Annotated in this window: 16 protein-coding genes; 9 read left to right on the forward strand and 7 right to left on the reverse strand. The window is 73.2% G+C overall.

Features of this window, described 5'->3' with window-relative positions:
- The first annotated feature begins 204 nt into the window (after positions 1-204).
- From ABZ873_RS05055 to ABZ873_RS05065, 3 genes are all read left to right on the forward strand, one after another.
- Positions 205-1,029 carry a M24 family metallopeptidase gene (locus ABZ873_RS05055; protein ID WP_360865310.1) on the forward strand — a complete coding sequence of 275 codons (825 nt, stop codon included), beginning with the start codon at positions 205-207 and terminating at the stop codon, positions 1,027-1,029.
- Positions 1,026-2,825, forward strand: coding sequence for an SDR family oxidoreductase (locus tag ABZ873_RS05060; protein ID WP_360865312.1), 1,800 nt, complete (start codon positions 1,026-1,028; stop codon positions 2,823-2,825). Before ABZ873_RS05055 ends, ABZ873_RS05060 begins: the two co-directional genes overlap by 4 nt.
- Before the next feature lie 165 nt (positions 2,826-2,990).
- A complete protein-coding gene (locus ABZ873_RS05065) occupies positions 2,991-3,908 on the forward strand; it encodes a MerR family transcriptional regulator (RefSeq protein ID WP_360865315.1) in 918 nt (305 codons plus the stop codon).
- A gap of 111 nt (positions 3,909-4,019) precedes the next feature.
- Here the strand turns inward: ABZ873_RS05065 and ABZ873_RS05070 are convergent, their stop codons facing one another.
- Positions 4,020-4,859, reverse strand: coding sequence for an aquaporin (locus tag ABZ873_RS05070; RefSeq protein ID WP_360865318.1), 840 nt, complete (start codon positions 4,857-4,859; stop codon positions 4,020-4,022).
- A 144-nt stretch (positions 4,860-5,003) separates the two neighbouring features.
- Between ABZ873_RS05070 and ABZ873_RS05075 the strand changes: the two genes are divergently transcribed.
- The 3 genes from ABZ873_RS05075 (at position 5,004) to ABZ873_RS05085 (ending at position 10,667) form a co-directional block, all read left to right on the forward strand.
- On the forward strand, positions 5,004-5,543 hold the full coding sequence (locus tag ABZ873_RS05075; RefSeq protein WP_360865321.1) for an RNA 2'-phosphotransferase: 540 nt from the start codon (positions 5,004-5,006) through the stop codon (positions 5,541-5,543).
- A 178-nt stretch (positions 5,544-5,721) separates the two neighbouring features.
- The gene (locus ABZ873_RS05080; protein ID WP_360865324.1) at positions 5,722-7,617 is read left to right on the forward strand and encodes an HSP90 family protein; all 1,896 of its coding nucleotides are present in this window, start codon (positions 5,722-5,724) and stop codon (positions 7,615-7,617) included.
- Entirely contained in the window at positions 7,614-10,667 is a 3,054-nt protein-coding gene (locus ABZ873_RS05085) for a tetratricopeptide repeat protein (protein ID WP_360865327.1), read from the forward strand. Before ABZ873_RS05080 ends, ABZ873_RS05085 begins: the two co-directional genes overlap by 4 nt.
- Before the next feature lie 49 nt (positions 10,668-10,716).
- Here ABZ873_RS05085 and ABZ873_RS05090 read toward each other — a convergent pair whose 3' ends face one another.
- Positions 10,717-11,622, reverse strand: coding sequence for an LLM class flavin-dependent oxidoreductase (locus ABZ873_RS05090; RefSeq protein WP_360865330.1), 906 nt, complete (start codon positions 11,620-11,622; stop codon positions 10,717-10,719).
- Positions 11,623-11,783: 161 nt separating this feature from the next.
- Between ABZ873_RS05090 and ABZ873_RS05095 the strand changes: the two genes are divergently transcribed.
- Entirely contained in the window at positions 11,784-12,671 is an 888-nt protein-coding gene (locus ABZ873_RS05095) for a Cof-type HAD-IIB family hydrolase (RefSeq protein ID WP_360865333.1), read from the forward strand.
- A 72-nt stretch (positions 12,672-12,743) separates the two neighbouring features.
- Here ABZ873_RS05095 and ABZ873_RS05100 read toward each other — a convergent pair whose 3' ends face one another.
- The 4 genes from ABZ873_RS05100 to ABZ873_RS05115 form a co-directional block, all read right to left on the reverse strand.
- Positions 12,744-14,426, reverse strand: a complete 1,683-nt coding sequence (locus tag ABZ873_RS05100; protein WP_360865336.1) for a GAF domain-containing protein — start codon at positions 14,424-14,426, stop codon at positions 12,744-12,746.
- A 90-nt stretch (positions 14,427-14,516) separates the two neighbouring features.
- Positions 14,517-18,074, reverse strand: a complete 3,558-nt coding sequence (cydD, locus tag ABZ873_RS05105) for a thiol reductant ABC exporter subunit CydD (RefSeq protein ID WP_360865339.1) — start codon at positions 18,072-18,074, stop codon at positions 14,517-14,519.
- A 57-nt stretch (positions 18,075-18,131) separates the two neighbouring features.
- Positions 18,132-19,133 (reverse strand): cytochrome d ubiquinol oxidase subunit II, encoded by a 1,002-nt coding sequence (cydB, locus tag ABZ873_RS05110; RefSeq protein WP_360865341.1) that lies wholly within the window; start codon positions 19,131-19,133, stop codon positions 18,132-18,134.
- Positions 19,134-19,151: 18 nt separating this feature from the next.
- Complete coding sequence (locus ABZ873_RS05115; RefSeq protein WP_360865344.1) at positions 19,152-20,657, reverse strand: cytochrome ubiquinol oxidase subunit I; 1,506 nt, start codon at positions 20,655-20,657, stop codon at positions 19,152-19,154.
- A gap of 187 nt (positions 20,658-20,844) precedes the next feature.
- Here ABZ873_RS05115 and ABZ873_RS05120 point away from each other — a divergent pair, with 187 nt between their 5' ends.
- Positions 20,845-21,213, forward strand: a complete 369-nt coding sequence (locus tag ABZ873_RS05120) for a cyclophilin-like fold protein (protein WP_360865347.1) — start codon at positions 20,845-20,847, stop codon at positions 21,211-21,213.
- Between the two features lie 94 nt (positions 21,214-21,307).
- On the opposite strand, the gene hisC is transcribed toward ABZ873_RS05120, so the two are convergent.
- Positions 21,308-22,387, reverse strand: a complete 1,080-nt coding sequence (hisC, locus tag ABZ873_RS05125) for a histidinol-phosphate transaminase (RefSeq protein WP_360865350.1) — start codon at positions 22,385-22,387, stop codon at positions 21,308-21,310.
- Positions 22,388-22,748: 361 nt separating this feature from the next.
- Between hisC and ABZ873_RS05130 the strand changes: the two genes are divergently transcribed.
- Positions 22,749-23,864, forward strand: coding sequence for a LacI family DNA-binding transcriptional regulator (locus ABZ873_RS05130; protein WP_360865353.1), 1,116 nt, complete (start codon positions 22,749-22,751; stop codon positions 23,862-23,864).
- The last annotated feature ends 102 nt before the right edge of the window (positions 23,865-23,966 follow it).

Raw genomic sequence — 23,966 nt, forward strand, 5'->3', positions numbered from 1 at the left:
TGGGGCGGCGCGAGCGAAACGTCAGACCTGGAGCTGGATCCGGTCTCCGCCTTCAGGCGTACATGCCGGTACCGAAGGCTGATGTGACCCGGACAAGTTTGTCCACAGGTCCGTGCACGGCCCTTGACGTGATCTCCGGCCATTGTCACATTCATCAGTGTCAACGTGACGGGCGCGTACGGATCTACGGAGGGGCGGGCTGGGATGGCTGGCGACCTGAGCGGGTTCAGAGAGGTGCAGCGCCTCGCGTACGAGTGCGCCGAGGCGGTCGCGGCCCAGCTGCGGCCCGGGGTGACCGAGCGCGAGGCGGCGCGGATGCAGCGCCGGTGGCTGCGCGAACGCGGCGTACGGGACTGGTTCCACCTGCCGTTCGCGTGGTTCGGGGACCGCACCGCCTTCGTCGGCTTCCGGATCCCCCTGCAGTTCTTCCCGACCGACCGGAGACTGGAGCCGGGGATGCCGTTCATCCTCGACATGGCGCCCATATACAAGGGGTACTCGGCCGACATCGGCTACTCGGGCAGCCTCGGGCTCAATCCCGTGCAGGACCGGCTGATGTCCGATCTGCGGGAGCACCGCTCGCTGATCCTGGAGCAGGTGCGGGAGGGCCGCTCCCTGCGCGGGATCTACGAGAACGTGGAGCGGCTGATGAACCGGCAGGGGTACGCCAACCGGCACCGGGCCTACCCCTTCGGCGTCATCGCCCACAAGATCGACCGGGTGAAGGAGCGGCGCTGGGCGCCGACCGCGTTCGGATTCGGTACACGGTCCCTCCGGGGGCTGGCCGGGGACGCCCTGCACGGGCACCGTGAGGGGTGGTCCCCGCTGTGGAGTCCGTACCACTTCTCCGACCACCCGCCGCAGCCCGGTCTGTGGGCGGTGGAACCGCATCTGGGGTTCCGGGGGACCGGCGCGAAGTTCGAGGAGATCCTCGTCGTCACCGACTCGCGTGACCCCGGGGAGAGTGCGTTCTGGCTGGACGACGATCTGCCGCACGTGCGGCGCTGGGCGGAGGAGAGGGCAGCATGAGCGAAGTGACGGGAACGGGCGGGGAAGCGGCGGCGGGTCCGGCCGGCGCGCGCGAGCGGTGGGTGCGGACCGGCGGGATCGAGCTGTGCGTCGCCGAGCTCGGCGACCCGGACCGCCCGACCGTGGTCCTGGTGCACGGCTACCCGGACAGCAAGGAGGTGTGGTCGGAGGTCGCCGAGCGGCTGGCGTCCCGCTTCCATGTGGTGCTCTACGACGTACGCGGCCACGGGCGCTCCACCGCGCCGAAACCGCTGCGCGGCGGGTTCACCCTGGAGAAGCTGACCGACGACTTCCTCGCGGTGGCGGACGCGGTCAGCCCGGACCGGCCGGTGCACCTGGTCGGCCACGACTGGGGCTCCGTACAGGGCTGGGAGTTCGCGACGGTCGCCCGCACCGAGGGCCGGATCGCCTCCTTCACCTCGATGTCGGGGCCCTCCCTGGACCACTTCGGCCACTGGATCAAGAAGCGGATGGCGCGGCCCACCCCGCGCGCCGCCGCGCAGCTCCTCGGCCAGGGCGCGAAGTCCTGGTACGTCTACCTGCTGCACACCCCGGCGCTGCCCGAGCTCGCGTGGCGCGGGCCGCTCGGCAAGCGGTGGCCCGGGATGCTCCAGCGCGTCGAGCAGGTCCCGCCCGGCCCCCACCCGACGTCCTCCCTGGCCTCGGACGCGGCGAACGGCGCCTGGCTGTACCGGGACAACATCCGCCCGAGGCTGCGCAGGCCGCGCCCCGACGCGTTCGCGCACGTACCCGTGCAGCTGATCACGCCCACCGGGGACGCGTTCCTGTCGGAGCGGCTGTACGACGGGCTGGAGCACTGGGCGCCCGACCTGCTGCGGCGGACCCTGCCCGCGAAGCACTGGGTGCCCCGGACCCGGCCCGACCAACTGGCCTCCTGGATCACCGAGTTCGTCACGGCCCGGGAGGAGCCGGCGCTGCGGGCGCCCGAGCGGAAGCCCCCGGCCCGGTACGCCGCCCGCTTCGGCGGCCAGCTGGTCCTGGTCACCGGGGCCGCCAGCGGCATCGGCCGGGCCACCGCCTTCGCCTTCGCCGAGGCGGGGGCGCGGGTGGTCGTCGTCGACCGGAACGCCGGGGGCGCGGAGCGCACGGCCGAGATGGCCCGGCTGGTGGGCGCCCCCGAAGCCTGGGCGGAGTGCGTGGACGTCAGCGACGAGCAGGAGATGGAGAAGCTGGCCGCGAAGGTGGCCGCCGAGTACGGGATCGTCGACGTGCTCGTCAACAACGCGGGCATCGGCCTGTCCGGCGCCTTCCTCGACACCACCGCCGAGGACTGGAAGAAGGTCCTCGACGTCAATCTGTGGGGCGTCATCCACGGCTGCCGGATCTTCGGGAGGCAGATGGCGGAGCGCGGCCAGGGCGGGCACATCGTCAACACCGCCTCCGCGGCGGCCTATCTGCCCTCCAGGACCCTGCCCGCCTACAGCACCTCGAAGGCGGCGGTGCTGATGCTGTCGGAGTGCCTGCGCGCGGAGCTGGCCTCGAAGTCGATCGGCGTCTCCGCGATCTGCCCCGGCATCGTCAACACCAACATCACGGCCACCTCGCGGTTCGCCGGGGTGGACGAGGCCGAGCAGAAGCGGCGCCAGGAGCGGTCCTCGCGGCTGTACGGGCTGCGCAACTTCCCTCCGGAGAAGGTGGCCGACGCGATCCTGCGCGCGGTCGTGCACAACGAGGCGGTGGTGCCCGTGACCCCGGAGTCCAAGGGCGCCCTGTGGCTGTCGCGCTTCGCCCCGCGCACCCTGCGGCGGCTGGCGCGGCTGGAGCCCCGGCTGTGAGCGCGGGCGAGGCGGGCACGGCCATATCCCGCTCCAGCCCGCGGTCGTACCATCCCTCGCAGGAGGGTTCGCCGCGCAGGGCGGTCGAGCGCCTTGCGGCCCCACCTGCCGCCCGGGCCGCGGCGGGCGGGGCCGGCCGAGCCGCTATGTCGTAGGGAGCCGGGATTGTCCGATCAGGCGGTAGCCGAATACCGGATCGAGGATCTGGCACACCACAGCGGGGCGACGGTGCGCACGATCCGCGCGTACCAGGACCGCGGTCTGCTGCCGAAGCCGGAGCGCCGGGGCCGTTCCAATGTCTACGGGGACACGCACCTGGCGCGGCTGCGGCAGATCGCGGACCTGCTCGACCGGGGCTACACCCTGGCCTCCATCAAGGAGCTGCTGGAGGCATGGGACGCCGGCCGCGGGCTGGGCGGCGTCCTGGGCCTGGTCGCCGAGGTGCACGGGCCGTGGACCGACGAGGAGGCGGCCCGGATCAGCCGGGAGGAGCTGAACGAGCGCTTCGGCGGCCGGCCCGACGACGACGCGGTGGGGGAGGCGTGCGAGCTGGGTGTGCTGGAGCCCGTCCCGGGGCGCCCGGACCAGTTCCTGGTGCCGTCCCCGCAGGAGCTGGCGGTGGCCGCCGAACTGTACGCGGCGGGCGTGCCCCTCGCGGCGATCACCGGGCACCTGCGGGAGCTGCGCGGGCAGGTCGAGCACATCGCCTCACGTTTCCTGGAGTTCACCACCGAGCACGTCTTCGCGCGCTACCTCGGGCAGGTGCCGCCCACCGACGCGGACGCGGCGGAGGCGGCGACGCTGGTACGGCGGCTGCGGCCGCTGGCCCAGCAGACCGTCGACGCCGAACTGGCGCGGGCCATGCGGCTCTTCGCCACCCGCCACCTCCAGCGGCATCTGGGCGCGGCGGGCCCGGGGCGGCCGGAGGGCCCGTCCCCGGTGGCACTGCCGGCGGGGACGGTGCGGGCGGTGCAGGACCTCGTGGGCGCCGACCATGTGGCGGACTTCGTCCGGGCGGCGACGGAGCGGGAGCTCCAGGCCCGCAGGATGAACGACCTGGCGCGCCGGGCCGACGGGGCGTAAGGCCGGAAACAGTCCACAGATTCCACAGGGCGGATCGCGCGTTTGCCTCCAAAACCCGCCCAATCGGCTGTGGACAACCGCCCTTTTCCTGTGGGCAACCAGGCCGGTGTCTCAGCCGATGGTCCGGTACGCGCCCCTGGCCGGGCTGGCGCCGTCCCCCGGGAGCGCGGCTTCGACCGGAACCGCGGCTTCCACCGGAACCGCGGCTTCCACCGGAACCAAGGCTTCGACCGGAGCCCCGCCCGCCGCCGCCCGCGGCTCTACCCCGCGCCCCGCGCCGAAGAGCAGCGCGGCCAGGCCCAGGCCGAGGGCGCCGCCGAGCAGCTGGGCGCCGACGAAGCCCGGCAGGGAGGCGGGGGCGATGCCGGTGAAGGAGTCGCTGAAGCTGCGCCCGAGGGTGCCCGCCGGGTTGGCGAAGGAGCCGGAGGAGGTGAACCAGATCGCGGCGCCGATGTACGCGGCCACCGCTACCGGGATGAGCCGGGCGCGCCCGATCCTCCCCAGCCCCTGGATCAGCAGCACGAGGCCCGCCGTGGCGACCACCTCGCCGACGAGCAGATGACCGCCGTCGCGCACCTGGGTGGCGAGCGCCCCCGGGGTCCGCCCGAACATCACCTCCGCGAGGAGGGCACCGCCCACGGCCCCCGCCGCCTGCGCCGCCACGTAGACGGGCACCTCCCGCCCGCCGAGCCCGTCGCCGCCGGAGCGCCGGGTCCACCAGGAGGTCAGGCTGACCACCGGGTTGAGGTGGGCGCCGGACAGCGGCCCGAAGAGGGTGATGATCAGCCCGAGGCCGACGGCCGAGGCCGCCGAGTTGGCGACGAGGGCCACCCCGGTGTCGGCGCTGAGCGAGGACGCCCGCAGCCCGGAGCCGATCACGACCACGAGCAGTCCGGCGGTACCGATCAGCTCGGCGGCCGCGCGGCGTGGCAGAGAGGCGTGCGATGTCATGGTTTCTCCCCCTGGGCGAACATCCTGGCGGAAAACACATTCCGCATCTTGGAATAACGATAGGGCGTGTCCCCGCGCTGTCCAGCCCTCCCGGGCCCGCGAAAATCGCTGTCGGAGCTCCCTACGAGCGGGCACCCTGGCCCCATGGAGGAAAGACGCACCGTCAAGGTGTCGAAGTACATCTCGAAGCATCTGCGGCACCAGCCGGAACGGATCGGGCTGACGCTCGACCCCCACGGCTGGGTGGAGATCGACGACCTGCTGTCCGCGGCCGCCGCCCACGGCTTCCCGTTCAGCCGTGACGAGCTGGACCACGTCGTCGCCGCCAACGACAAGCGGCGCTTCGCCGTCGACGGCACCCGGATCCGGGCCAGCCAGGGCCATACCGTCGCCGTCGACCTGGACCTCCCGGAGGCCGAACCGCCCGCGTACCTGTACCACGGCACCGTGGCGACCGCCCTGGACGCGATCCGCGCCGAGGGGCTGCGCCCGATGGCCCGCCACCACGTGCACCTGTCCCCCGACCGGGAGACCGCCACCCGCGTGGGCGCCCGGCGCGGACGGCCCGTCGTCCTCAGCGTGGACGCGGGCGCGATGCGCGCGGCCGGGCACGTCTTCCGGATCAGCGCCAACGGCGTGTGGCTGGTGGACGCGGTGCCGCCGCGCTTCCTCCGCTTCCAGTAGCCCGGCCCCGTAGGGCCGGGGCAGGGGCTGCGGACTCCGGGCCGCAGGCCGCGGGCTGCCCGAATTCACGCGGAGATTGTCGGACCGTCCGCCTAATGTGTGTCCCACTCCGGGATCCGTGAGGGGGGGGACCTCGCGATCGCCGAACCAACCCAGCACGCACGCGAGGTGACGCCCCATGACGTCCACACCCCACAGTTTCCAGGTCGATCTGCGCGGTCTGGTCGACCTCCTCTCCCACCACCTCTACTCCAGCCCGCGCGTCTACGTCCGCGAGCTGCTGCAGAACGCGGTGGACGCGGTCACCGCGCGGCACGCCCTCGACCCGGAGGCGGCCGTCCACATCCGGCTGTCGGCCTCCGGCGGCCGGGTGACCATCGAGGACAGCGGCATCGGCCTCACCGCCGACGAGGCCCACTCCCTCCTCGCCACCATCGGCCGCAGCTCCAAGCGGGGCGGCGAGCACGGCCTGGAGGCCACCCGCCGCGAATTCCTCGGCCAGTTCGGCATCGGCCTGCTCGCGTGCTTCGTCGTGGCCCGCCGGATCCGGGTCGTCACCCGCTCCGCGCGCGACCCGCAGGCCGCGCCCGTCGAATGGCTGGCCTCGGACGACGGCTCGTACACCGTGCGCGAACTGCCCCACGAGGCACGGCCCGAGGCCGGCACCACCGTCATCCTGGAGGCCCGCCCCGGCGCCGCCGAGTGGACCGTCCCGGCCAAGGTGGAACAGCTCGCCCGCGACTACGGCTCCCTGCTGCCCTACGAGATCACCTTCGACGACGGCGAGGGCGGCGAGCCGCGCCCCGTCACCGACCGGCCGGCCGTGTGGGAGCGCCCCTTCCCTACCCCCGCCGCCCGGCGCGCCGCGCTCGCCGGGCACTGCGCCGCGCTCTTCGGCTTCACCCCGCTCGACAGCATCGACCTCGACCTGCCGGTCGCGGGCGTGCGCGGAGTGGCGTACGTCCTGCCCGACCCGACCAGCCCCGCCCACCGGGCCGGACACCGCGTGCACCTCAAGGGCATGCTGCTCACCGACCGCGCCGACAACCTGCTGCCGGACTGGGCGTTCTTCGTGCGCGCCGTCATCGACACCGACACCCTGCGGCCCACCGCCTCGCGCGAGAACCTGTACGACGACGAGACCCTGGCCGCCGTACGCGACGCGCTCGGCGCCCGCGTCCGCGGCTGGCTCGCCGAGCTCGCGGCCAGCGACCCGGAGCGCCTGGCCGCCTTCCTGAGCGTCCACCACCTCGGGGTGAAGTCCATGGCCCGGCACGACCCCGAACTGCTCGGGCTGATGCTGCCGTGGCTGCCCTTCGAGACCAGCGCCGGCTCCATGAACCTCCAGGAGTTCGCCGCCGCCCACCCCGACATCCACTTCACGCGCACCGTCGAGGAGTTCCGCCAGATCGCGCCGATCGCCGCGGCCCACGGCCTCGGCGTCATCAACGCCGGCTACACCTACGACGCGGACCTGCTGGCCCTGCTGCCCTCCGTACGGCCGGACCTCAAGGTGACCGAGCTGGACGCAGGGGCCGTCACCGAACGGCTCGACCCGGTGCCCACCACCGACGAGCTCCGGCTCGCCCCCTTCCTGGCCACCGCGCGGACCCGCCTCGAAGCCCAGGGCTGCGACGTGGTGCTGCGCGCCTTCCAGCCCGTATCGGTCCCCGCGCTCTACCTCGACGACCGGCAGGCGCGCCAGGAACGCGACCGCAGCGCGGCGCTGGAGAGCGCCGACTCCCTGTGGACCGGGATCCTGGGCGCGCTGCGCGGATCCGCCCCGCGTGCCCGGCTGGTGCTGAACCACAACAACCCGCTGATCCGCCGGATCTCGGCGCTCCAGGACGAGGCGCTGACCGGCACGGCGGTGGAGTCGCTGTACGGGCAGGCCCTGCTGATGTCGCAGCGGCCGCTGCGGCCCGCCGACTCCAGCCTGCTGAACCGGGCCTTCCTCGGGCTCCTGGAATGGGCCACGCACGCGAACCCGCAGACCGATGCCCGTGACGCGGACCCGCGTGGCACCGATCCCCGTGACATCGACCCCCGTGACGCCCAGGAGGACCAGAAGTGACGACCCTGACGCGCGAGGAGATCGCGCGGGGCCTGGAGGAGAACCAGGCGGCGCCCAACGGCGTCGCGCGCAACGCCCACGCCGAGGCGCTGGCCGGTGCGGCGGAGGCGACCGGTGACCGGGAGCTGTTCCGCGAGGCGCTGGACAACCTGATCAACGCCTACCTCTACAGCGCCGAGTCCTCGAAGATGCTCGTGCCCTTCGCCCGGCTCCTCCAGGAGTACGACAAGGACCCGACGGCCTTCTCCGGCTGGGACGCCCACTCGCTGTTCTGGCAGTTCAAGTGGGTGGCGTCGGCCATCTCCGACTCCCCCGGGATCCCCCTGGACTCGGCCACCGGCTGGCTGGAGGAGATGGAGCGCCGCTACCGGATCGCCGGCTACAGCGAACGGCCCGTGCGCGAGGCCGAGATGTGGCTCGCCCACATGACCGGCGACGACGAGCGCGCCGAGCGGGCCTTCCGGCGCTGGCTGGACGCCGAACGCGACGACATGAGCGACTGCCAGGCGTGCGAGCTCTGCGGGCAGGGCCAGTACGCCGTGCTGCACGGGAACGACACCGAGGCGATGCGGCTCTGGGAGCCGGTCCTCGACGGCGAGCTGACCTGCGCCGAGGAACCGCACCGGGTGCTCGCCACCTCACTGCTGCCGCTGCTGCGGCTCGGCCGGGCCGACGAGGCGCGCGCGAACCATGTGCGCGGCTACCGGATGGCGCGCGGGAACGAGAGCCTGCTGCCGACCGTCGGCCGCCACATCGAGTTCTGCGCGCTCACCGGGAACGAGTCCCGCGGCCTGGAGATCCTGGCCGAGCACGCCGCATTGGTGACCCCGCTCGCGAACGTGGACGACCGGCTGGCCTTCCACGGCGGGATCCTCGTCCTGCTGCGCCGGCTGCGGGAGCTCGGCCACGGCGCGGTCCCCACCGTCTCCTACGAGGGCACCGCGCGCACGGTCTCCGAGCTGTACGAGGTGCTGTACGCGGGCTGCCTCGACATCGCCCGGCAGTTCGACGCGCGCAACGGCACCACCCGGGTCTCGGACCGCTTCCTCGACCGCGTCGGCCGCGAGCCGCTGGTGGGGGAGCTGCCGCTGGGGGTGCGCAGCGCGGAGCTGCCGCAGGCCGCCACCCCGGCCGCCGCCGCCGAGGGCACCGTGACGGCTGCCGCGGCCGTCCCCGCCGCGGACTTCACCGGGCTGGTGGAACGGGCCCGGCGGGCCCGTGACCTGGGCCATCCGGGCGCGGACGCCCTGTGGGCCGAGGTCGGCCTGCGGATGGACGCCCTGCCGGAGGCCGAGGCGGATTCCGTGTCCGAGGCGCTCGCGCGTGCCGATCTCGCGGACCAGCGGGCCCTCGCCGCCGCGCGCGCCGGTGACGCGGAGGCCGCCGCGCTCCTCACCGCCGTCCGGGACGGCTACCGCGCGCTGGGCGTGCCCGAGCGGGCCGCGCTCGCGGAGCTGCGGCTGGCCAGTGTCGCCGCGCAGTCCGGGGCCGCGCCCGGGGAGATCCGGGCCCTCTTCGCCACCGCCCTGCGGGCCGCCGAGGCCCTGGACCCGGCCGAGCCGCTGCGGGCCCGGCGGATCGCGCTCGCGGAACTGTCGACGCTGCGCGTGGAGTCGTACCTGCGCTCGCTGGAGGAGGCCGAGGGGGACGACCCCCACAGCCACGACCACCACCAGCACGGCGAGGACCACGGCCACGGTGAACTGGCCGCCGGGCTCACCGCCTTCGTCGCCTCGTACGGGGGCACGGAGACGGCCGCCGATCTGGTGGCCGAGGCCGAGGAGATGCTGGGCCGCGTGGCCCTGGCCCAGGGCGAGCCCGACCGGGCCGTGGCCCTGCTGGCGGCCTGCGCCGACCGCGCCCTCGGGGCGGACCGCCCCTGGCAGGCGGTGGATCCCCTGGTGCTGCGGGCCGGGGTGCTGATGTCGCTGGACCGGCCCGAGGAGGCGGAGGCGGCGGCGCGCTCGGCGCTGGAGCACTCCGCCGAGGTCACCGAGGCCGAGGCCCAGGCCGTCGTACGGCTGACCCTCGCGGACATCCTGCTGCGCCGGGGCGGCGCGGCCGCGGAGGTGGCCTCGTACGCGCTGGCGGCGGCGCACCGCTTCGACCGGGCGGGCCTCGGCGCCGACGGCGGTGCGCAGGCGCGGCTGCTGCTGGCGCGGGCGTACGCGGCCGACGGCCGCACCGCCGAGGCGGCGGAAGTGCTCCAGTCGGCTCTGCCGGACCTGCTGGAGCACGGGGACCAGCAGGCGGTGTTCGTCCGGGAGTTCCTGGGCGATCTGCTGCGGCGGCTGAACGAACCGCGTCCCGCGGCCGAGCAGTACCTGCTGGCGGCGGAGGCGGCCGGGGAGTGGGAGGACCCGCGCCCGCAGGCGAGCCTGGCCCAGTCGGCCGCCGACGCGCTGTCCGACGCGGGACTGCCCGCAGAGGCGGTCGCCGCCTACGAGAGGGCGCTGGAGCTGCACCGCCGGTCGGGCGAGGCACCGGTCGCCGAGGTGCGGATCCTGCGCTCCCTGGCCTGGCTGGGGCTGCGCGAGGAGGTCGACGCCGTGACGGTGGCGGGCGCCCGGGTCCGGATGGACGAGGCGGCCGCGGTACTGGAGACGGCGCTGGCCGCAGATCCCGGAGCCGTGGAGCTGCGGTCCGAACTGGCTCAGACCTGGCACCAGCTGGCCCAGGTGCTGGACCGGCAGGTCACGGCGGACGAGGAAGCGGACGGGGACGGGGACGGGGACAGCGAAGGGGACGACACCGGCGCGCCGCGGGCCGCCCGGCTGACCGCCGAGGCCGTGGACGCCCTGCGCCGGGAGGAGATCGACCTGTGGGACCGGGCCGCCCGCGTCTACGCGGAGCTCGGCCCCGATCATCTGCGCGACCGCTTCCAGTGTCTGAACAACGCGGCCTGGACGGAGCGGGAGCGCGACGACGCGGCGGCAGGCACGGCCCGCTTCCGCGCGCTGATCGACGAGGTGCGGGCCCTGCCCGAGGACGAGGTCCCCGACTGGGTCCTGCCCTCGGCGGAGCGTGTGCTCGGGCAGTTGGAGGCATAGGCCCCGCACGGTCGTCGCCGCTCCCTCCTGGAGCGGCGACGACCGGTGCTCAGCCGTCCAGCTGCGCGACCGCCTCGGTGGCGATCTGCTCGAAGACGGCCTCGTCGGTGGCGAAGGGGGAGTCCGGGATCGGCGCGTGGATCACCAGCTCCGTGAAGCCCAGCTCGCGGTGGCGGCCGGCGAAGTCCACGAACCGGTCCAGGGACTCCAGCACGGTGTTGGCCTCGGGCGTGAACCCGGTGAGCAGGATCTTCTCCATGGGCCGGGGCTCCTGGCCGATTTCCACGAACGCCTTGTCCAGGCGTTCGAGCTGACCCCGCAGGGCCTCCAGCGACTGCTCGGGCGTGCCCTCCTCGAAGAGCTTCGGGTCGCCCGTGGTCACCCACGCCTGCCCGTACCGGGCGGCGAGCCGCAGCCCGCGCGGTCCGGTCGCGGCGACCGCGAAGGGCAGCCGGGGGCGCTGCACGCAGCCGGGGATGTTGCGGGCCTCCTCGGCGGAGTAGAAGGTGCCCTCGTGGCTCACCGAGTCCTCGGTCAGCAGCCGGTCCAGCAGCGGCACGAACTCCGCGAAGCGGTCGGCGCGCTCCCTCGGGGACCACGCCTCCTGGCCCAGCGCGGTCGCGTCGAAGCCGTTGCCGCCGGCGCCGATCCCGAGGGTGATACGGCCGCCCGAGACGTCGTCCAGGGTGATGAGGTCCTTGGCGAGCGTCACCGGGTGCCGGAAGTTCGGCGAGGTGACGAGCGTGCCCAGGCGCAGCCGCTCGGTGGCGGCCACCGCCGCGGTCAGGGTGGGCACCGCGCCGAACCAGGGGCCGTCGCGGAAGGTCCGCCAGGACAGGTGGTCGTAGGTGTAGGCCGTGTGGAAGCCGAGCCGTTCGGCCCGCAGCCACTGGTCTCGGCCTCCTTCCTGCCATCGTCGTACCGGGAGGATCACCGTGCTCAGACGCAGACTCATGCGTCGAGCCTACGACCGCGCCGATGTTTCACGTGAAACAGGCGCCGCTTCGCGCCGCTTCTCGGTGCGCTCGATGTTTCACGTGAAACATCGAGCCCGTTTCACGTGAAACATCGCACCCTCGGCGAACCGGCTCGATCGTGGTTCGGCTCTCCGTCGGCATGGGCGAAGATGGTGCCGTGACCTCGGCTTCTCAGCGCCCGGACGGGCCCACCCCCTCGCCCCGACTGATCGCCACCGACCTCGACGGCACCTTGCTGCGCGACGACCAGTCCGTCTCGCCCCGCACCGTCGCCGCGCTCGCCGCTGCCGAGGAAGCGGGGATCGAGGTCTTCTTCGTCACCGGCCGACCGGCCCGCTGGATGGACGTCGTCGCCGACCATGTCCACGGCCACGGCCTCGCGATCTGCGCCAATGGCGCGGCGGTCGTCGACCTGCATGCCGGACGCGAGTTCGTGCAGGTCCGGTCCCTGCCCCGGGATGCCGCACTCTCCGTCGTACGGGCCCTGCGGGCCGCGGTACCCGGCACCTCCTTCGCCGTCGAGCTGACCACCGGCATCAACTACGAGCCCACCTACCCGCCGTTCTTCAAGGACCCGGGCGCCACGCTCGCGACCGCCGAGAAGCTGCTGAGCGAGGACGGCGGCGAGGCCGCGACGCCGGTGCTGAAGCTGCTGGCGCACCATGCCGAGATCGCCCCGGACGAGTTCCTGGCCATGGCCCGCGGCGCGGCGAGCGAGTACGCGTCGATCACCCGCTCCAGCCCCACCTCCCTGCTGGAGATCAGCGGGCACGGCGTCTCCAAGGCGAGCACGCTGGCCCTGTGCTGCGCCGAGCGCGGCATCGATCCCTCCGAGGTCGTCGCCTTCGGGGACATGCCGAACGACGTGGAGATGCTGACCTGGGCGGGCACCTCCTACGCGATGGGCAATGCCCACCCGGACGTGATCGCGGCGGCTTCGGGACAGACGGTGGCCAACAACGAGGACGGGGTCGCCCTGGTCATCGAGCGCATCCTCGCCGACCGCCTCGCCGGACGTCAGCCGTAGCAGCCCCGGCGACAACAGCGGCCGCAGCGCCCGAAGCCCGACCCGCCGCGCGGCGGCACCGCCCCGGGCGGGCTACTGGAGCGGGGCCTCCCACACCAGGGTGGTCCCGCCGCCGTCCTCCCCGAGCCCCGGTCCGTACGAGCTCGCCCCGCCCAGCGACTCGGCCCGGCGGCGCAGATTGCGCAGCCCGCTGCGGCGCCCGCTCTCCGGGATGCCCACGCCGTCGTCGGCCACCTCCAGCCGGACCCCCGGCCGCCCGTCGGCCAGGGTGACCGTGCAGTCCACGACCACCTCGATCCGCGAGGCGTCGGCATGCCGGAAGGCATTCGACAGGGCCTCCCGCAGCGCGGCGATCAGGTTCTTGCCGACCAGCTCTCCGACGACGGTGTCCACCGGCCCCAGGAAGCGGTGCGCGGGCTTGAAGCCCAGCGGGACGGCGGCCATGTTGATCTCCCGCAGCACCCGGGTCCGCAGGCCCGCCGGGGCCTCCGCCGGGCCCTGCTGGAGGGCGAAGATCGCCGTACGGATCTCCTGGATCGTCACGTCCAGCTCGTCCACGGCCTTGCCCACCCCGTCCCTGACCTCGGGGACGATGGACCGGCGCTGGGCGCCCTCCAGCATCATTCCAGTGGCGAACAGCCGCTGGATGACCAGGTCGTGCAGGTCGCGGGCGATCCGGTCGCGGTCCTCGAAGACGGCCAGCCGCTCCCGGTCCCGCTGCGCCTCGGCCATCATCAGCGCCAGCGCCGCCTGGGAGGCGAACTGCGTGGCGAGGGTGCGCTCGGCCTCGCTGAACGGGCGCCCGCCCCGGGCCCGGGGGGTGACCAGGGCGCCCAGGACCCGGCCGCCGCTGTGCAGGGGCAGCATCATGCAGGGCCCGTACTCCCGGGTGAGCCTGCCGCTCATGCGCGGGTCCGCCGAGGCGTCGTCCACGAAGACCGGCTCGCCCCGCAGCAGATGCGCGACCACCGGGCTCTCGGCCGGGATCACCACGCCGAGCGAGGTGGCCGCGTTCTCGGCGGAGACGGCGACGATCTCCATCCCGCCCTCCTCGGCCGGCAGCAGGACGATCCCGGCGGCGGAGTCGGCCAGGCGGCGGGCCTGCTCGGCCACCACCGCGAGGGCGTCGTCGGCGTCCCCGCCGGAGAGCAGGGCGGTGGTGACGGCCACCGAGCCGTCGATCCAGCGCTCGCGCTGGGTGGCGGCCTCGTACAGCCGGGCGTTGCCGATGGCGATGCCCGCCTCGGTCGCGAGCACCCGGACCATGTGGACGTCGTAGTCGTTGAACTCGCCGCCGCCGTTCTTCTCCGCGAGGTACAGATTGCCGAAGATCTCCCCCTGCACCCGGATCGGGACGCCGAGGAAAGTCTTCATCGGCGGGTGGTGCGGCGGGAAGCCCGCCGCGCGCGGATCCTTCGTCAGGTCGGCCAGCCGGACGGTGTCGAGGTGCGAGATCAGGGCTCCGAGCAGGCCCCGCTTGCCGTCCGGGCGGTGTCCGATCCTGCGGGCCTGCTCCTCGCTGATCCCGTGGGTGACGAAGTCGGACAGGCCCCGGCCCTCCGTGTCGACCACGCCGATCGCCGCGTACCGGGCGTCCGCCAGCTCGGCGGCCGTCTCGCAGATCCGGTCCAGGGTGGAGTGCAGTTCCAGGCCGGTGCCGACCGAGCGCATGGCCTCCAGCAGCTGCGGCACCCGGGCGGTCAGCTCGGTGGACAGGCCGTGCAGACTCCGTGTCGCCCGGGTGGCCGTGTCCATCGGGTCCGCCGTTCCCCCGGAGGGTTCCGGCAACGGATCCGGTGATTCCTGCGACGGCTGCGCTGACATGACGCCGAGCCTAGTGAGTCCCTAGGGGCCGCGAAACTCGGCCAGTACGCCGTCCGTTGCCCGTTCCCGCTCCAGCATGTCCCGCAGCGGGCCCGCGACGGCCGCCAGCTCGGTGTAGCCGCCGCGCTGCACGATCTCGCCCCGGTCCAGTACCAGGACCTCGTCGACCGCCTCCAGCCCGGCCAGCCGGTGCGTGATCAGTACGGTGGTGCGGCCCTCCGTCGCCGCCAGCAGGTCGGCCGTCAGCGCGTCCGCCGTGGCCAGGTCCAGGTGCTCGGCCGGCTCGTCCAGCACCAGGACGGGGAAGTCCGCGAGCAGGGCCCGGGCCAGGGCCAGCCGCTGGCGCTGGCCTCCCGAGATCCGCTCGCCGTGCTCGCCCACCAGCGTGTCCAGGCCGTCCGGGAGGCCGTCGGCCCACTCCAGCAGCCGGGCGGCGGCCAGGGCGCCGCGCAGCTGCTCCTCGTCGGCCCCGGTGCGGGCGAGCCGCAGGTTCTCGCGGACCGAGCTGTCGAAGAGGTGCGCGTCCTGGGCGCACAGGCCGACGAGGACGCGGACGTCGTCGCCGTCGAGGGTGCGCACGTCCGTCCCGCCGAGGCGGTAGCCGCCGGCGCTCGGGTCCAGGAACCGCAGCAGAATCTGGGCCAGGGTGGTCTTGCCGGAGCCCGAGGGGCCGACGACGGCGATCCGGCGGCCGGCCTCCAGGGTGAGGTCCAGCCCGCGCAGCGCGTCCTGCTCCTGGCCCGGGTGGCGGGCGGAGAGGCCGGTCAGCCGGAGCGGGAAGGGCGAGGTGGGCGCCGCCTCGGGCCGCTCGGGCTCGGTTACCGGGACGGGCGCGTCGATGACCTCGTAGACCCGCTGGGCGCTACGGCGCACCCGCTGGCGGTACTGGACGGCGAGGGGGAGACCGCTCACCGCCTCGAAGGCGGCCAGCGGGGTCAGGACCGCGACGGCCATGGCCACGCCCGAGAGCCGTCCCCCGTGGACGGCGTTCGCGGCGACGGCCGCGCAGGCCACGACGGTGAGGCCGCAGACGAGCGCGGACAGCCCGCCGCCGAGGCCGCTCGCGGCGGCCCCTCGGGCGGCGATGCGCGTCAGCAGGCCGTCGCTGCGCCGGGCCCGGCCCTTGCGGTCCTCCAGCGCCCCGGCCACGGTCAGCTCGGCGGTGCCGGTGAGCAGATCGGCCACCCGGGTCGCGAGGTCGCCCCGGGCGGGGGCGAGCCGCCGCTCGGCGCGGCGGGCGACGGCCCCGCTGAGGAGCGGTACGCCGACCCCCGCGGCGAGCAGTCCGGCCGCGAGCGCGGCTCCGGCCTCGGGCAGCAGCCAGGCGGTGAAGGCCACCGAGCCGGTACCGACGAGCACGGCCGTGCCCACGGGCAGGAGCCAGCGCAGCCAGTAGTCCTGGAGGGCGTCGGCGTCGGCCACCAGCCGGGCCAGCAGGTCCCCGCGCCGGTGCTCGCGCAGCCCGGCGGGGGCGATGCGCTCCAGGCGGCGGTAAACGGACACCCTCAGGTCGGCCAGCATCCGCAGGACGGCGTCGTGCGAGACCAGGCGCTCGGCGTACCGGAAGACGGCCCGGCCCATGCCGAAGGCGCGCGTGGCGGTGACGGCGACCATCAGGTAGAGCACGGGGGGCTGTTCGGAGGCCCGGGAGATCAGCCAGCCGGAGACCGCCATCAGCCCGACGCTGCATCCGACGGCCAGGGCGCCGAGCAGCAGGCCCAGCCGGAACCGCCCCTGCCAGGCGCGGGCCACCGCCCGCACCCGGCGCAGCGGGTCGGGGCCGCCGGTGTCGGTGCCGCCGCCGGGGCGCGCCCGCTCGGGTGCGGGGCCGAGGATCCACTCGCCGGCGTCAGGGCCGCGCTCAGCGGGGGAGGGGGCGGCCGCGAGGGCGGGCCGCGGGCGGGCGGACGGGGTGGTGGCGGACGGCCGTTCCCCGGGGCCCGCCTCCACGCGCACCACCCGGTCCGCCACGGCGAGCAGGGCGGGCCGGTGCACGACCAGCAGGACGGTCCGGCCCGCGGCGAGCCGCCGGACCGCGTCCACGATCCCCGCCTCGGTCTCCCCGTCCAAGGCGGCCGTCGGCTCGTCCAGCAGCAGCACGGGCCGGTCCGCGAGGAAGGCACGGGCCAGGGCCAGGCGCTGGCGCTGGCCGGCGGAGAGCCCCACCCCGCCCTCGCCCAGCGGGGTCTCGGCCCCGCGCGGCAGCGCGGCCACGAACTCCCAGGCCCCGGCCTGCCGCAGAGCCTCCGCCACCTCGGCGTCACCGGCCTCCGGGCGGGCCAGCCGCACGTTCTCGGCGACCGTCCCGGCGAACAGGTGCGGCCGCTGCGGCACCCACGCGATCCGCTCCCGCCAGTGCGCGGGCGACAGCTCGGCCAGGTCCACGCCCGCGACCCGGATCCGGCCCGCGGTCGGCCGTACGAAGCCCAGCAGCGCCTGGAGCAGGGTGGACTTGCCGGCCCCGCTCGGGCCGGTGAGGGCCACGCACTCGCCCGGCCCGACGGTCAGCGAGAGCGCCCGGGGGGAGTCCTCGTCGCGACCCTCGTGGCGGACGGCGATCCCCTCGATGTCGATGCGCAGGGGGGCGCCGGCCGGCAGCTCGGCCGTACCGGCGGGACCGGCGTCGGGGGTCTCCAGGACCTCGAAGATCTCCTCGGCGGCCGCCAGCCCCTCGGCGGCGGCGTGGTACTGCGCCCCCACCTGCCGCAGCGGCAGGTATGCCTCGGGCGCCAGGATCAGGATGACCAGGCCGGTGTAGAGGTCGAGTTCGCCGTGGACCAGCCGCATGCCGATGGTGACCGCGACCAGGGCCACCGACAGGGTGGCGAGCAGTTCCAGCGCGAAGGAGGACAGGAAGGCGATGCGCAGGGTCCGCATCGTCGCGCGCCGGTAGTCCTCGGTGATGGTGCGGATCGACTCGGCCTGCGCCTTGGCCCGGCCGAACACCTTGAGGGTGGGCAGCCCGGCCACCACGTCGAGGAAGTGCCCCGACAGCCGGGACAGCAGCCGCCACTGGCGGTCCATCCGGGACTGGGTGGCCATGCCGATGAGGATCATGAACACCGGGATCAGCGGCAGGGTGACGACGATGATCGCGGCCGAGACCCAGTCCTCGGTGACGATCCGGGCGAGCACCGCCACCGGCACCACGACCGCGAGCCCGAGCTGGGGCAGGTAGCGGGAGAAGTAGTCGTCGAGGGCGTCCACCCCTCGGGTGGCCAGCGACACCAGCGAGCCGGTGCGCTGCCCGCCGGGACGGCCGGGGCCCAGGGCCGCGGCCCTGTCCAGCAGCCGTCCCCGCAGCTCCGATTTCACGGCCGCGCTCGCGCGGTGCGCGGCCAGCTCGGTCAGCCAGGCGATGAGGCCCCGCCCGAGCGCCACCGCCGCGAGCAGCAGCAGCGGTGTACGGAGGGCGCTGCCGTCGAGCCCCTTCTCGAAGGCGCCGACCACGATCTCCGCGATCAGCATCGCCTGGCCGACGACCAGGCCCGCCCCGGCCAGCCCCAGGGCCACCACGGCCCCCAGGAAGAGGCGGGTGGAGCGGGCGTACCGGAGCAGACGCGGGTCGATCGGTTTCACGTGAAACATCCCCCTGGGGAGGGCCGGCCGGAAGGGGCGGAGGGCATCGGACGGGACTCAGTGCGCGTCGGCGATGTGCTGGGTCCCGATCCGCTTGCGGAACACCCAGTACGTCCATGCCTGGTAGAGCAGGACGAGCGGGGTGGCCACCGCCGCGCACCAGGTCATGATCTTGAGGGTGTACGGGCTGGACGAGGCGTTGGTGACCGTGAGGCTCCAGGCGTCGTCCAGCGAGGAGGGCATGACGTTCGGGAAGAGCGTCAGGAAGAGCATCGCCACGGCGGCGGCGATGGTGATTCCCGACAGGGCGAAGGACCAGCCCTCGCGGCCCGCCCGGTTGCAGCCGAGCGCCCCGAGCAGGGCCAGCACCGCGACGGCCATGGCGATCAGGCTGCCGCCGTCACCGCGCGAGACCTGGGTCCAGGTCAGGAAGACCACGGCCAGCAGGGCGGTGAGCAGGCCCAGCCGGCCCGCCAGCTTCCGCGAGCGCTCCCGGATCTCGCCGACCGTCTTGAGCGAGACGAAGACGGCGCCGTGGAAGGTGAAGAGGGTGAGGGTGACCAGACCGCCGAGCAGCGCGTAGCCGTTCAGCAGGTCGAGGAAGCCGCCCACGTACTCCTTGTTCCGGTCGATCGCCACGCCGCGCACGATGTTGGCGAAGGCCACGCCCCACAGGAAGGCGGGGATGAGCGAGGTCCAGAAGATCGCGTGTTCCCAGTTGCGCTGCCAGCGGTCCTCGGGGCGCTTGTGCCGGTACTCGAAGGCCACGCCCCGGATGATCAGGCAGACCAGGATGAGCAGGAGCGGCAGGTAGAAGCCGGAGAAGAGGGTGGCGTACCAGTCGGGGAAGGCGGCGAAGGTGGCACCGCCCGCGGTGAGCAGCCAGACCTCGTTGCCGTCCCAGACGGGCCCGATGGTGTTGATCAGGACCCGCTTCTCCGTGCGGTCGCGGGCGAGTAGCTTGGTCAGGACCCCGACCCCGAAGTCGAAGCCCTCCAGGAAGAAGTAGCCGGTCCACAGGACCGCGATGAGCACGAACCAGACGTCGTGGAGTTGCATGCTGTGCTCTCCTCAGCCTCAGTACGAGAAGGCCATCGGCCGGTCGGAGGTCGTGTCGTCCCCGCCGATCCGGGTGGGCGGGTTGAGGTCGGCCTCGGTGAGCTCGGGCGGGCCGATCTTGACGTACTTGACGAGGAGCCTGACCTCGATGACGGCGAGCACCGCGTAGAGCAGGGTGAAGCCGATCATGGAGGTGAGCACCTCGGCCTGGGAGACGCCCGGCGAGACCGCGTCCCGGGTGCGCAGGACCCCGTAGACCACCCACGGCTGGCGGCCCATCTCGGTGAAGATCCAGCCCCACGAGTTGGCGATGAGCGGGAAGCCCATGGTCCAGAGGGCGACGACCCAGTAGAGGTGGGTGAACTTCGGGCTGAGCGCCTTCTTGAAGAGGACCAGGTGCGGGACCTCGTCCTCGCCGGTGCGCAGGGCGCGCGGCAGGAGGAACTTCTTGCGGGTCAGCCAGAGGCCCAGGGCGCCGATGGAGAGCGAGGCCATGCCGAAGCCGATCATCCAGCGGAAGCCCCAGTAGGCGACCGGGATGTTGGGCCGGTAGTCGCCGGGGCCGTACTTCTCCTGCTCGGCCTTGTTGACGTCGTTGATGCCGGGGACGAAGGAGGTGAAGTCGTCGTTCGCCAGGAAGGACAGCAGGCCGGGGATCTCGATCGCGACCTTGTTGTGGCCCTTGTCCACGTCCCCGTAGGCGAAGACGGAGAAGGGCGCGGGCGCCTCGCCGTCCCACAGGGCCTCGGCGGCGGCCATCTTCATGGGCTGCTGCTTGTACATGACCTTGCCGAGCAGGTCACCGCTGATCGCGGTGCCCATACCGGCGATGATCATGACCACCAGGCCGAGCCGCAGCGAGCTGCGCATGACGGGGACGTGCTTCTTGCGCGCCAGGTGGTAGGCCGAGATGCCGGCCATGAACGCGCCGCCGACCAGGAAGGCGGCCGTGATCGTGTGGAAGAACTGGGTGAGCGCGGTGTTCTGGGTGAGCACCAGCCAGAAGTCGGTGAGCTCGGCCCGGCCCCGCTCCTCGTTGATCCGGTAGCCGACCGGGTGCTGCATCCAGGAATTGGCCGCCAGGATGAAATAGGCGGACAGGACGGTGCCGATGGACACCATCCATATGCAGGCGAGGTGGATCCTCTTCGGCAGCTTGTCCCAGCCGAAGATCCACAGGCCGATGAAGGTGGACTCGAAGAAGAAGGCGATCAGCGCCTCGAAGGCGAGCGGCGCCCCGAAGATGTCACCGACGAACCGCGAGTAGTCGGACCAGTTCATGCCGAACTGGAACTCCTGGACGATGCCGGTGACGACACCCATCGCGATATTGATCAAGAAAAGCTTGCCCCAGAACTTCGTGGCCCTGAGGTACTTCTCCTTCTCGGTGCGCACCCACGCGGTCTGCAGGCCCGCCGTCAGCGCGGCGAGCGAGATCGTCAGGGGTACGAAGAGGAAGTGATAGACGGTGGTGATGCCGAACTGCCAGCGCGCCAGTGTCTCCGGCGCCAAAGCTAGGTCCACGTCCTCGTCTCCTTCGGGTCGCCGTGGTCGCAGCGGCAGCCCGCCCGCGCATCCCCCCATAGCGGGAGGAAACAGGCGAGCTTGTGAACGCGTTCACATTCACAAGCATTATGTCCTACCGCTTTCGGCCACCCGCATCCGGGGTACCCCCTGGTGAATCGATTCAACAGATTGTTGAATCTGGTCCATGAGAATCCGCATCAGCTGGCCCGCGGGCCAGCTCACCGCCACCCTCGAACCCACCCCGACCAGCAAGGCACTGGCCGAGGCCCTGCCGATCTCCGCCTCCGCGCACACCTGGGGGGAGGAGGTCTACTTCGACACCGGCGTCTCCGTGGCCCTCGAATCCGGCGCCCGGCAGGTCGTCGACCCGGGCACGGTCGCCTTCTGGACCGAGGGCGACGCCCTGGCCCTGCCCTACGGCCCCACCCCGATCTCGCGCGGGGACGAATGCCGCCTGGCCTCCCCGTGCAACGTGCTCGGCTCCTTCGACGGGGACCCCCGCCTGCTCTCCACCGTCCGCGACGGGGACCCCGTCCGCGTGGAACTCGCCTGACGGACCCGGCCCCGGGTAAAGGGCAGCAAAGCGGAAGGCGGCGGGCGCGGCCCGAAGCCGCCACCCACCGCCCTCATCCGGCAGAACCGGAACCTCACATCTCCTTGAAGAACGCTTCCGCCGTGTGCAGGAAGATGTCGTTCGCCTCGGGCTCACCGATCGTGATCCGCAGGCCCTCGCCCGCGAAGGGCCGGACCACCACACCGGCCTTCTCGCAGGCCGCCGCGAACTCCACCGTCCGCTCCCCCAGCCGCATCCACACGAAGTTCGCCTGGGTGTCCGGCACGGTCCAGCCCTGGGCGAGCAGCGCCGCGTGGACCCGCGCCCGCTCTCCCACCAGCGCCCCGACCCGGCCCATCAGCTCGTCCTCGGCGCGCAGCGAGGCCACCGCCGCGTCCTGCGCGAGCTGGCTCACGCCGAAGGGGACGGCCGTCTTCCGCAGCGCCGCGGCCACCCGCTCGTGGGCCACCGCGAAGCCGACCCGCAGGCCGGCGAGCCCGTACGCCTTGGAGAACGTACGCAGCACGGCGACGTTGGGGCGGTCGCGGTACAGCTCGATGCCGTCCGGGATCTCCGTGTCGCGCACGAACTCGCGGTACGCCTCGTCCAGCACCACCAGGACGTCCGAGGGCACCCGGTCCAGGAAGCGCTCCAGCTCGGCGCGGCGCACGGCGGTGCCGGTGGGGTTGTTGGGGTTGCAGACGAAGATCAGCCGGGTCCGGTCGGTGATCGCCGCGGCCATCGCGTCCAGGTCGTGCACATCGCCATCGGTCAGCGGGACCTGCACCGAGGTGGCGCCCGAGATCTGCGTGATGATCGGGTACGCCTCGAAGGAGCGCCAGGCGTACATGACCTCGTCACCCGGGCCCGCCGTGGACTGGATCAGCGACTGGGCCACGCCCACCGAGCCGGTGCCGGTGGCCACGTGCTCGACCGGGACGCCGAAGCGTTCCGCGATCTCGTTCACCAGGCCGGTGCAGGCCATGTCGGGGTACCGGTTGAAGTTCCCCGCCGCCGCGACCGCGCTGTCCAGCACACCCGGCAGCGGCGGGTACGGGTTCTCGTTCGAGGACAGCTTGTACGCGACGGGCCCGCCCGCGGCAGCCGGCTTGCCGGGCTTGTATGTCGGAATGCCGTCCAGCTCGGCGCGCAGCTTCGGGCTGTTCTCGCTCACCGCAGGTCCTCCTCGACCGTCCCGTCCGACGTCGCCGTCGACTCAATACTGCTCACCTTATGAGGATTCCGCCGTCCCGAGAATGGGGGCGCCTGGAATGAGGGGGAGCGCACGCATATATGCGCGCGCCGGTGGCCCGCGCCGTGGCGCGCATCCCTCGTGCAGGTGAGTTGATGCCGGCGCCGCACGGCCCCGTTTTGGCATGCCCGGTCCCGACGACAAGCCCCACCCTCGCCGACGACCAGCAAAAGTCTTTGTTTCCAAGGTCATTGACGGTGGCGAACCATGCAGAAACGTGCCTGTCAACGCCTGCATATGCACCCGGACCGACCACCCCACCGAGCCCTACTATCGGCTCGCCATGACAGCAGCAGGGAAGCATCAGGTGAGCCGGACCGAGACCACCCGGCGGGCCGCCGGCCGACAGGGCCGGGCCGGCATCAGGGACGTGGCCGCCGCGGCCGGCGTCTCCATCACGACCGTCTCCGACGCGCTCAATGGCAAGGGACGGCTGCCCGACGCCACCCGCCGCCACGTTCGCGAGGTGGCCGACCGGCTGGGCTACCGCCCCTCGGCCGCCGCCCGCACTCTCCGTACCGGCAAGTCCGGCCTCATCGGCCTGACCGTGACCACGTACGGGGATGAACCTTTCACCTTCACCGAATTCGCCTACTTCGCCGAGATGGCGAGGGCCGCCACCTCGGCCGCGCTCGCCCGCGGCTACGCCCTCGTCATCCTGCCCGCCACCTCCCGCCACGACGTGTGGTCCAACGTCGCCCTCGACGGCACCGTCGTCATCGACCCCTCCGACCACGATCCCGTGGTCACCGAGCTGGTCCGCCAGGGCCTGCCCGTGGTCTCCGACGGCCGCCCCGCGGGCTCGCTGCCCGTCACCGCCTGGGTGGACAACGACCACGAAGCGGCCGTGCTCGGCCTGCTCGACCACCTCGCCGCCGCCGGCGCCCGCCGGATCGGACTGCTCACCGGCACGACCACGGACACCTACACCCGGCTCTCCACCACCGCCTACCTCAGCTGGTGCGAGCGCGTGGGCCAGGACCCGGTCTACGAGTCCTACCCCGCGCACGACCCCTGCGCGGGCGCCGTCGCCGCCGACCGGCTCCTCGCCCGCCCCGACCGGCCCGACGCCGTCTACGGGCTGTTCGACCCCAACGGCACCGACCTCCTCGCCGCCGCCCGGCGCTACGGGCTACGCGTACCGGAGGACCTGCTGCTCGTCTGCTGCAGCGAGTCCACCGTCTACGCCAACACCGAGCCCCCGATCACCACCCTGTCCCTCAAGCCCCGCCGCATCGGCACCGCCGTGGTGCAGCTGCTGATCGACGCGATCGAGGGCGTGGACACCGGCCGCCCGGTCGAACAGGTGGTCCCGACCGAGCTGATCATCCGTACGTCCTCGCAGCGCAGGCAGGCCCGTACGACCGTCAGCCCGCCCCGATCTCCGGCCAAGGACTGACCGGCAGACCGTCCGGTCGGGCCGCTCCGCCGCCCGGCCGTGGATCTTAGGTACGCCTAAATCGGGAGGAAAAGGTAGGAACGATACGCTCCGCAAAGGATT

Origin of the sequence: Streptomyces sp. NPDC047014, from assembly GCF_040644195.1 — a bacterium.
GTDB lineage: Bacteria > Actinomycetota > Actinomycetes > Streptomycetales > Streptomycetaceae > Streptomyces.